The sequence below is a fragment of the Hydrogenophaga sp. genome (genome assembly GCF_050250835.1).
Taxonomy (GTDB): Bacteria; Pseudomonadota; Gammaproteobacteria; order Burkholderiales; family Burkholderiaceae_C; genus Hydrogenophaga.
In genome coordinates this window covers 42,804-52,435 of record NZ_JBFWNX010000020.1, presented here as the reverse complement: position 1 = coordinate 52,435, position 9,632 = coordinate 42,804, and the positions used below count along the sequence as shown (strand labels likewise).

The 9,632-nt window shown below is 65.5% G+C and carries 8 protein-coding genes; 7 read left to right on the top strand and 1 reads right to left on the bottom strand.

Annotated elements, in window-relative coordinates:
* The 3 genes from AB7F11_RS19270 to AB7F11_RS19260 form a co-directional block, all read left to right on the top strand.
* A partial coding sequence (locus AB7F11_RS19270) for a hypothetical protein (RefSeq protein ID WP_428290678.1) occupies positions 1-199 on the top strand: 199 nt, incomplete at its 5' end.
* 206 nt (positions 200-405) lie between these two features.
* Complete coding sequence (locus AB7F11_RS19265; protein WP_428290677.1) at positions 406-2,316, top strand: ATP-binding cassette domain-containing protein; 1,911 nt, start codon at positions 406-408, stop codon at positions 2,314-2,316.
* A gap of 47 nt (positions 2,317-2,363) precedes the next feature.
* Complete coding sequence (locus tag AB7F11_RS19260) at positions 2,364-4,586, top strand: ATP-binding protein (RefSeq protein WP_428290676.1); 2,223 nt, start codon at positions 2,364-2,366, stop codon at positions 4,584-4,586.
* A gap of 9 nt (positions 4,587-4,595) precedes the next feature.
* On the opposite strand, the gene AB7F11_RS19255 is transcribed toward AB7F11_RS19260, so the two are convergent.
* A complete protein-coding gene (locus tag AB7F11_RS19255; RefSeq protein WP_428290675.1) occupies positions 4,596-6,044 on the bottom strand; it encodes a PLP-dependent aminotransferase family protein in 1,449 nt (482 codons plus the stop codon).
* Positions 6,045-6,190: 146 nt separating this feature from the next.
* On the opposite strand from AB7F11_RS19255, the gene AB7F11_RS19250 reads away from it, so the two are divergent.
* From AB7F11_RS19250 to AB7F11_RS19235, 4 genes are read left to right on the top strand one after another with little or no spacing between them, the layout of a single operon-like run.
* On the top strand, positions 6,191-6,805 hold the full coding sequence (locus AB7F11_RS19250) for a LysE family translocator (protein ID WP_428290674.1): 615 nt from the start codon (positions 6,191-6,193) through the stop codon (positions 6,803-6,805).
* Complete coding sequence (locus AB7F11_RS19245; RefSeq protein ID WP_428290673.1) at positions 6,802-7,782, top strand: DMT family transporter; 981 nt, start codon at positions 6,802-6,804, stop codon at positions 7,780-7,782. The genes AB7F11_RS19250 and AB7F11_RS19245 overlap by 4 nt, the downstream gene beginning before the upstream one ends.
* Before the next feature lie 21 nt (positions 7,783-7,803).
* Positions 7,804-9,015, top strand: coding sequence for a PLP-dependent aminotransferase family protein (locus AB7F11_RS19240; RefSeq protein ID WP_428290672.1), 1,212 nt, complete (start codon positions 7,804-7,806; stop codon positions 9,013-9,015).
* A gap of 2 nt (positions 9,016-9,017) precedes the next feature.
* Complete coding sequence (locus AB7F11_RS19235) at positions 9,018-9,632, top strand: glutathione S-transferase family protein (RefSeq protein ID WP_428290671.1); 615 nt, start codon at positions 9,018-9,020, stop codon at positions 9,630-9,632.

Genomic DNA, 9,632 nt, shown 5'->3' with positions numbered 1-9,632 from the left:
CGGGTCCGTTGGCAATCGCCTTCAAACGCCCACGCTTATCGGCTGTATGTTTTTAATGATCCCGCAGACCTCAGCAGCCTCTCAGCCACCTCTTCCGCTTTGCCCCGCTGCGATCAGCGAAGCCTCAAATTATGACACAGTTTTTGGAGGCTTGTCAAAAAAATTGGGGTTTTCACTCATTCTTTTTGACTGCGCCTGACTGGCCACGATCGCCACTGGCATCTCGGTTCGTTCGAACTTCGAAGTGAGCAGCGAAGCCTTGCAGTATACGACAGTTTCTGCGGCCTGGTCAAAGGTCTCTCAAAAATAGTGGGCTGGCACGCGCGATGTCGGCCAAGGCGCATGGCCAGGCTTTCCTGGGGCGCATGCCGGGGATAATCGCGCGACTTTGGTCTCGGGCACAGCATGGCACTTATTACCCTTCAAGACGCGCAGCTGGCTTATGGCCACGTGGCATTGCTTGATCACTCCGACTTCGCACTGGAGGCTCAGGAGCGCGTCGGTCTCATCGGCCGCAACGGCACAGGCAAGTCTTCCTTGCTCCGTATTCTTGCCTCGATTGAGAGGCCGGATGACGGAACGCTGCAGATCCAGACGGGCCTGCGGGTCACGTATGTGGCCCAGGAGCCTTTGCTGGATGTCGATTCGACGGTATTCGAGGCGGCCAGCATGGGATTGGCGGATGCCCGCTCGGCACGTGATTTGTACTTGAGCGGGGCAGATGGCCTGGATCTGGATGCATTGCAAAACCGCATCGAGGCTCTGGATGCCTGGAACTGGGAGCAGCGTGTGGAGGAAACCTTGCACCGCCTGCACCTGGAGGGCGGCGTGAAGGTGGGCGACCTTTCGGGCGGCAACAAGAAAAGGGTGGCGCTGGCCCAGGCGTTGGTCAGCCGGCCAGATGTGCTGTTGCTGGATGAGCCAACCAACCACCTGGATCTGGACAGCATCACCTGGCTGGAGGACCTGCTGCTGGAATACAAGGGCAGCGTGGTGACCATCAGCCACGACCGCGCTTTTCTGGACCGGGTCGCCACGCGCATGGTGGAACTTGATCGAGGCCGGCTCCTGAGCTACCCAGGCAATTTTGCGCGGTACCAGGTGCTCAAGGAAGAGCAGATGGCGCAGGAGGCGGTGATCAGCGCACGTGCAGACAAGTTGCTGGCGCAGGAAGAGGTCTGGATCCGCAAAGGCGTGGAGGCGCGGCGCACGCGGGCGCAAGGTCGCATCACACGGCTGGAGCGCCTGCGGGAGCAGCGCGCGCAGCGGCGCGATGCGCTGGGCAGCGTGAAACTGGAGGTGGCCAGCGGCAGCGCGAGCGGCAAGATCGTGGCCGAACTCGAGCGCGTGAGCCATTCGTTTCCCACGAACGACGGCGGTCGGCGCACGGTCATCCGCGACTTTTCGGCCACCATCCTGCGCGGCGACAAGATCGGCCTGATCGGTCCGAATGGCGCCGGCAAGACGACCCTGCTCAAGATCATCCTGGGGGAGCTGTTGCCGGAGGGTGGCACGGTCAAGCAGGGCAGCAAACTGAGCGTGGCCTATTTCGACCAGATGCGTGAGCAACTGGACCTGGATGCGACCCTGGAAGATTTCATCAGCCCTGGAAGCGAGTGGATCGAGATCGGAGCCAAGCGCACCCACGTCAAGAGCTATCTGGCGGACTTCCTCTTTTCTCCGGCCCGCGCCAATGCCCCGGTACGCACGCTCTCGGGCGGTGAGCGCAACCGGCTGTTGCTGGCGCGGCTGTTCGCCCGACCAGCCAACGTGCTGGTGCTGGACGAACCGACGAACGATCTCGATATCGACACGCTGGAGCTGCTGGAGGATCTTCTGCAGCAATATGAGGGCACGGTGTTCCTGGTGAGCCACGACCGTCGCTTCCTTGACAACGTGGTCACGAGCACGCTGGTGTTCGAGGGGGATGGTCGCTGGCGCGAGTACGTGGGTGACGTACAGGACTGGCTGACGCAGTCGGCGCGCGCGGCACAGCTGCAGTCCGATCGGGAAGCTACGGCAGCCATCGCGGCCTCCAAACCTGCCGCGCCGGGCCCAGAGGTGGCCCGTTTGCTAGCCGCCAGCGCCGGTCCGAAGAAAAAGCTCAGCTACAAGGAGCAACGGGAGTTCGACGCGCTTCCCCAGCGGATTGCTGCCCTGGAGGCGGAGCAGGCCGTCATTGACAAGGACCTGGACGGTGGTCAACTTTTTCACAAGGATCCCGCCCGGGCGGCTCAACTTGGCCAGCGGCATGCCGAAATTGAGGAGGAGTGGCTTCAGGCCCTCGAGCGTCTGGAGGCGCTCGGCGGCGTCTGAGGCCCGGCATGGGCACAACGCCATTCCCACACGCCACAATATTGCCCATGACGCCCGATCGTCTTGCTTTTGACCTGCAACGCACGCTGAACGAGCTCCAGCAGGAGCGCGAGCGCACGCAAAAGCTGCTGGGCGAACTGGAGCACCAGAACCGGGAGCTGGATCGCCTGCGCAATTCGGTGCATCGCGAAGCCAACAGCCGCCTGCTGGCTGAAGAAGCGCTAGATGAAACCCGCGATCGCCTGCAACTGGCGGTGGATGCCGCCGGGCTGGCCTTGTGGGATTGGCAATTGCCCGCCACTCAGGTCTTTCTCACCGCCCGTTGGGGCGAATTGCTGGGCGACATTGCGGCGGATGGCTACTGGGAAGTGACCGACCTGCGCACACGTTTGCACCCGGAAGATATCGAACCGCTGCGCGCGCAGATGATGTCGTTGCTCGAAGGCCGAGTCCAGCGAGCAGTGGTTCAGCACCGCGTGCGCACGATCGACGGATGGCTGTGGGTGGAAACGCATGGCATGGTGGCGGAACACGACAACAAGGGCAAACCGCTGCGGCTCATGGGCACGCTGTGCGACATCGGGGAGCGAAAACGCGTCGAGCAGGACAGTGAGCGTGCGCGCGAACTGGCAGAGCAGGCCAGCCGCGCCAAAAGCGAGTTTCTGGCCAACATCAGCCACGAGGTGCGCACGCCGCTGAACGCGCTCATGGGCCTGACGCGCATGCTGATGGATTCGCCACTGAACGCCGAGCAGGCGGGGTGGCTGGCACTCATGGACAGTTCGGCACATGCCCTGCTTGAACTGCTCAACGATATCCTGGACCTCTCGCGCATCGAGGCCGGCAAGCTGGAGATCGAGCACACACGCTTCGATCTGCGTCAAACCATCGAAGAAGCCTGTGCGCCATACGCCGAGCAGGCACGGGCCAAGCCCATGGACTTCGTGCTCGACCTGCCCTCGGCCATACCGCAATGGGTGATGGGCGATACGGGGCGTTTGCGCCAGGTGCTCAGCAACCTGCTCTCCAATGCCATCAAGTTCACACCAAAAGGTGGATTGATCGAGGTTCGCGCCAGCGTGCAGGAGTCCGTCGGCGATGCCGCCCGCCAATGGCAACTTGAGGTACGCGACACCGGCGTCGGCATTGCAAGAAAGCACCAGGACAACATCTTCAACGCCTTCACCCAGGCCGATGCGTCCACCGCACGCCGTTTCGGCGGCAGCGGGCTGGGCCTGTCCATCTGCGCCAGGCTCGCGCGCCTGATGGGGGGCGACATTGTGCTCAAAAGCGAGTTGGGACAGGGCAGCACCTTCACGCTCACGCTGCCACTGCGCGAAGCCCCCCTCATGGAGCCCAGCCCTTTGAGCGCTTCGGCCGAATTGCTGGGTGTGGCCCAGGCCGGACCGCGCTATGTCGGCCTGGTGGTGCTGCTGGCGGAGGACCACCCGGTCAACGAACTGATGATGCGCCAACTGTTGCTGCGCATGGGCTGCACGGTGCGCGTGGCACGCGGCGGCGTGCAGGCGGTGGCGCAATGGGAGCAGGGCGGCATCGACCTGATCCTGATGGATGTGCAGATGCCCGGCATGAGCGGCCTGCAGGCCACACAGGAGATCCGCGAGATCGAGGCCCGCCGGAAGCTGCCGCGCACGCCCATCGTGGCCGTGACCGCCAACGCCATGGCTGGCGACCGGGAGGCCTGCCTGGCATCGGGCATGGACGGCTACACCGCCAAGCCGGTGAGCCCGCAGGCACTGATCAAAGAGATGGACCGCGTTCTGCAGCTCGAGGAAGCGCCAGCGCAGGATGAGGCCGATTCGCTGGTACCTATGCCGCCGTCTCCCCCCACTTCCGCTGCCCCGGAACTCTCGGAGAAGTCGCCGCGCGGAGCCAGCCATCTTGAAGCTCTGGATGTCGAGAAGCTGTTGCGCCGCCTGGACGGCGATGAGGACACCTTGCGCCAACTGGCGCAGGTCATGCGATCTGACCTGGCTTCGCGCCAGCTCGAACTGCAACGGGCCTTGGAAGCGCGCGACACCAACGCAGCGGTGGCCCATGCGCACGGGCTCAAAGGGTCGCTGGGCAGCATGACGGCCGAGCGAGGCGCGCGCCTGGCCAAGGGCCTGGAACTGGCGGCGCGCTCGGGAGACTGGCACCTCTTCGCACGCGCCCTGCCCTTGCTTCAGGTGGAGGCGCGCCAGATCGATCTGGCGCTGGCCGAACTTCTTAGCCCCGAAAACCGCGATCTGTTCGACACGCGGCACTGAGCGCTGCGTTCAGGCGTTGGCCTTGAGCCGCGTGAATACCCGCCAGAAGGCGGCGTCCTGCGTGGTCGCAAAATTGATGCGCATCAGGGTGCTGGGCGCGCGCGCGGCATGAAACAGGGCGCCGGGGGCGATCAGGTAGCCCTCGTCCAGCATGCGCTGGGCCAGCGCATCGGTATCCACCCCGGTATCGACCCACCCGAACAACCCCACCGGCTCGGCCGCAAACCGGCATCCTGCCGCCAGCGCGAGTTTCACGCTGCGGGCGCGGGCGGCATCGAGTCGGGTGCGGATGCGCTCGGCATGGCGGCGCAACTGCCCCTGTTCGATGCACAGCGCCAACGCCTTCTCCAGCAGTGCAGGCGTTGTCAGGGTGGTGAGCAGCTTGGTGTCAAGCAAGGGCTCCACCAGGTGCGGTGGAGCGGCCATGTAGCCAATGCGCCAGTTGGGCGCCAGGATCTTGGCAAATCCGCTCACGTAGATGGTGCGCTGCAAGCCATCAAGTGCCGTCAGGCGCGTGGCGTGTTCGGGTGCGATGTGGCTGTAGGTGTCGTCTTCGACGATGTGGAAGCTGTGCTGGTTCGCCAGTTGCAGCAAGCGGTGCGCGCTGCCCGGCGAGAGGCAGTAGCCGGTGGGATTGTGGAACACGCTCACACTCACATACAGCTTGGGCTGATGGGCCTCGCAGTAGCGCGCCATCACCTCCAGATCCGGCCCGTCGGGGCCGCGCGGCACGGGCAGGATGCGCATGCCCAGCGCGGCCAGGCGGGCAAACTCGACCGCCCAGCCAGGTTCTTCCACCATCACCGGATCTCCCGTGCGCAACAGCGTGCGGCTCACGATGTCGAGCGCGTGCGTGGCACCTACCGTGGTGATGATGTGGTCGGCACGGGTCTGGATGTTGAGCGTGGCCAGTTTCTGCGCCAACAGGCGGCGCAGATCGCCGTCGCCCAGCGGCTCTCCATACTGCAGGGAAAAGTCCTGCAACGCCCGCGTGCCCGTGACCTTGCGCACCGCCGCCGGCATGAACGTGGATTCCATCCAGTCGGGCGGAAACACGCCCATGCCGGGCTGCGGTTTCTGGCTCACTTTGTGGAACATGCCGCGAATCAGGGCGGTGGCGTTCACGGGCGAGGCGCTGCTGCGCGCGGCCACGCTCTGCGCAGCGCCTGCGCTCAGCAAGGCCGCCGCGCGCAGGCCATCGACGGGCGCGCCATGGGCACGAGCCGGTGGCATCTCGCGCACGAAGAAACCCCTGTTCTTGCGCGCCTCCACCAGGCCCTGTGCCAGCAGCTGGTCGTAGGCAGCCACCACCGTGGACGGGCTCACCCCATGCTGCCGGGCACACTGCCGCACCGACGGCAGCCGGGCGCCCGGCACCAGCAGGCGGTTGCGCACACGCTCGGCGAAACGCGCCGCCAGCTGGTCGGTCAGGGATTGTGCGGAGGTCTTCATCAACATGGTGAGGCGCCTTGGGACGGGTCCTGTACTGTCACGCCAACCAATACAGCACTGCAACTGCGCTGCCAAACTGTATTGGTGGTGTATTGGCGTCAAAGATTACATTGATTTCCGCTTCACCACAACCAGCCCTGTCCAAGATGCCCATGAGCGCGACCGAGCTCACCGCCCTGCTGCTGTTCTGCACCGCCATGAGCTTTTCGCCCGGGCCGAACACCACCCTGTCGACCGCCCTGGCGGCCAACCTGGGCCTGCGCGGCGCGCTGAAGTTCTGCCTGGCCGTGCCCACCGGCTGGACCTTGCTGATGCTGGCCTGCGGCCTGGGTGTGGGTGCGCTCGTGCAGGGCATACCGGCGCTGCGCTGGGGCGTCAAGTTGCTCGGCGTGGCCTACATGCTCTGGCTGGCCTGGAAACTCGCCGGCGCGGCTCGCATGACCGAGGTCGACGCCTCACGCCTGAACGTGACCTTTCTCCAGGGCGTGGGCTTGCAGTTCCTCAACATCAAGGCCTGGATGCTGGGCCTGGCGCTCACCGCCGGCTGGGTTGTCAACGCCGCCGGCCAGCCGGCACCCAACCCGGGTGAGCGCCTGGCCCTGATCTGTATGGTGATGGTGCTCTTCGCCTTCACCAGCAACTTTGTCTATGCATTGATGGGTTCGATGCTGCGCCAGTGGCTTTCGCAGGGCCAGCGGCTCGCGTGGTTCAACCGCGTGCTGGCGGGCGTGCTGGTGGCCACCGCCCTGTGGATGCTCACGGTATGAGCGCAGCGCCGGGCCACTCCCAGGCAAGCTCGCACCGCCGTCCGAAGGGTGGAGATACTCCCGTGAGCACCGCCGCCCACAAGGGCCTGCTGCTCGGTCTGCTGGGCGTGACCATCTTTGCGCTCACGCTGCCCATGACGCGCCTGGCCGTGGGCACGATGGACGCGCCGCAGATGTCGGGCGTGTTCATCGCGCTGGGTCGCGCCGTGGTGGCGGCCGTGCTCTCGATCGGCTTCCTGTTGGCCACGCATGCGAGCTGGCCCAGGCGTGAGGACCTGGCGCCCCTGCTTTTCACTGCCGCCGGCGTGGTGTTCGGCTTCCCGCTGTTCACGTCCATCGCCATGCGGTATGTGGAGGCGGTGCATGCCGCCGTGATCGTGGGTGTGCTGCCCCTGGCCACCGCCGCCGTGGGTGCCTTGCTGCACCGGCAACGGCCATCCCCGGGGTTCTGGCTGTGTGCTGCGCTCGGCAGCGGTTTGGTGGTGGGCTTCGCCGTCCTGCGCTCTGGCCAGAGCGGCTTGTCGCTGCACCCGGCAGACGCGCTCTTGCTGGCCGCCATGGCCTGCGCCGCCGTGGGCTATGGATACGGTGCGCGCCTGTCGCAGCGCATGCGTGCCGAGCACGTGATCTGCTGGGCGCTGGTCATGGCGCTGCCACTGACGCTGCCTATCAGCCTGGTTACCTGGCCGCGCGACGAACTGCACGCCTCGGCCTGGGCGGGCTTTGCCTACACAGCCGTTTTTTCCATGTGGCTGGGTTTCTTTGCCTGGTACCGAGGCCTCGCGCTGGGTGGCACCGTGCGGGTGAGCCAGGTGCAACTGGTGCAACCCTTCCTCGGCATGCTGTTCGCCGTGCCTTTGCTGGGCGAACGACTCGATCTCGTGACGCTGGGCTTTGCGTTGGCGGTGATTGCCACCGTTTTCGTGGGCAAGCGCATGCCGGTGCGCGCAACCCTGCCAGACTCTCGCCTTTCCTGAACCGATGCAACGGAGAATCCCTTGAAACCCAACGACCTGAAAAATCCCACTGGCTGGACCCTCGCGGGCCGCGCCGCGCGCATGAACCCCTCGGTGATCCGCGAGATCCTGAAAGTGACCGAGCGCCCCGGCATCATCAGCTTCGCTGGCGGCCTTCCCTCGCCCGCCACCTTTCCCGTAGAAGCCATGCGCCAGGCCTGCGACCGCGTGTTGCGCGAAGACGGCAGTGCCGCGCTGCAATACGCTGCGAGCGAGGGTTATGGCCCGCTGCGCGAATGGGTGGCGGCCAGCCTGCCCTGGGCGGTGGACCCGTCGCAGATCCTCATCACCACCGGCTCACAGCAGGGCCTGGACCTGGTCGCCAAGGTGCTGATCGACGCTGGCAGCCGCGTGCTGGTGGAAACGCCCACCTACCTCGGTGCGCTGCAGGCCTTCACCCCCATGGAACCGGTCATCGAAGGTGTGGCCAGCGACACCGAAGGGGTGGACGTGGATGCCCTGGAGCAGCAGATCGGCTCGGATCCCGCGCAGGTCCCGCGCTTCCTTTACGTGCTGCCCAATTTCCAGAATCCCACCGGTCGGAGCATGGGTCTGCAGCGGCGCCAGGCACTGGTGAACACCGCAGCCCGTGCCGGACTGCCGCTGGTGGAGGACAACCCTTACGGCGACCTCTGGTTCGACACGCCGCCGCCCACGCCGCTGACGGCGCTCAACCCCGAAGGCAGCATCTACCTGGGCTCGTTCTCCAAGATCCTGGCGCCGGGCCTGCGCCTGGGGTTCATGGTCGCCCCCACCAGCGTCTATCCTAAATTGTTGCAAGCCAAGCAGGCGGCCGACCTGCACAGCCCCAGCTTCAACCAGCGCATGGTGGCGGAAGTGCTCAAGGACGGTTTTCTGGAGCGCCACGTGCCCACCATCCGCGCACTCTACAAGGGCCAGTGCGAGGTGATGCTCGAATGCCTGGAGCGCGAAATGGCCGGCATGGACGTGCGCTGGAACAAGCCCGATGGCGGCATGTTCCTGTGGATTCGACTGCCTGAAGGCATGAGCGCCGTTGACCTGCTGCCCAAGGCCGTGGAACTGGGCGTGGCCTTCGTGCCAGGCAGCGCGTTCTACGCCGACCACGCCGATCCGCGCACGCTGCGACTGAGCTTCGTCACCGCCACCGCCGACCAGATCCGCACCGGCATGACCGCCCTGGCCCAAGCGATCCGGGAACAGCAAAAAGGCTGAGCATGCTGCACCTGTGGGGGCGCCTGAGCTCGATCAACGTGCGCAAGGTCATGCTCTGCGCGCAGGTGCTCGGCCTCGATCTCCCGCGCAGTGATGCCGGCATGGCCTTTGGCGTGGTCGACACGCCCGGCTATCGGGCCCGCAATCCGAATGGCCTCGTGCCTTTGCTGCAGGATGGCGACTTCACCCTCTGGGAGTCGAACGCCATCGTGCGCTACCTCTGTGCAAGAGAGAACCGGCTCTACCCAGCTGGCCTGAAGGAACGCTTCGACGCCGAGCGCTGGATGGACTGGCAGCAGACCACGCTCAATCGCGCCAGCGGACCGGCATTCGTGCAGTGGATTCGCACCCCCGCCGAACGGCGCGATGCGCAGGTCATCGCGCAATCGGTCGCTGCCACCGAGCCGCTGTTTGCCCTGCTTGACGCGCACCTCGCGCAACAAGCCTTCATGACCGGCGACGCGCTCACCATGGCCGACATCCCGATCGCCTGCGAAGTGCACCGCTGGTGGGGCCTGCCGCAGCCGCGCCCAGCGTGGCCCAACCTGGAGCGCTGGCACGCACGGTGGCTTGCCATGCCCGCGAGCCGCGGCGTGCTCGACCTCCCTTTGTCCTGA

Excerpts from the sequence above, each read along its gene's own strand:
- AB7F11_RS19235 (WP_428290671.1), top strand. The coding sequence starts at position 9,018 with ATGCTGCACCTGTGGGGGCGCCTGAGCTCGATCAACGTGCGCAAGGTC.
- AB7F11_RS19255 (WP_428290675.1), bottom strand. The coding sequence starts at position 6,044 with ATGTTGATGAAGACCTCCGCACAATCCCTGACCGACCAGCTGGCGGCG.
- AB7F11_RS19265 (WP_428290677.1), top strand. The coding sequence starts at position 406 with ATGGCACTTATTACCCTTCAAGACGCGCAGCTGGCTTATGGCCACGTG.
- AB7F11_RS19250 (WP_428290674.1), top strand. The coding sequence starts at position 6,191 with ATGAGCGCGACCGAGCTCACCGCCCTGCTGCTGTTCTGCACCGCCATG.
- AB7F11_RS19260 (WP_428290676.1), top strand. The coding sequence starts at position 2,364 with ATGACGCCCGATCGTCTTGCTTTTGACCTGCAACGCACGCTGAACGAG.
- AB7F11_RS19245 (WP_428290673.1), top strand. The coding sequence starts at position 6,802 with ATGAGCGCAGCGCCGGGCCACTCCCAGGCAAGCTCGCACCGCCGTCCG.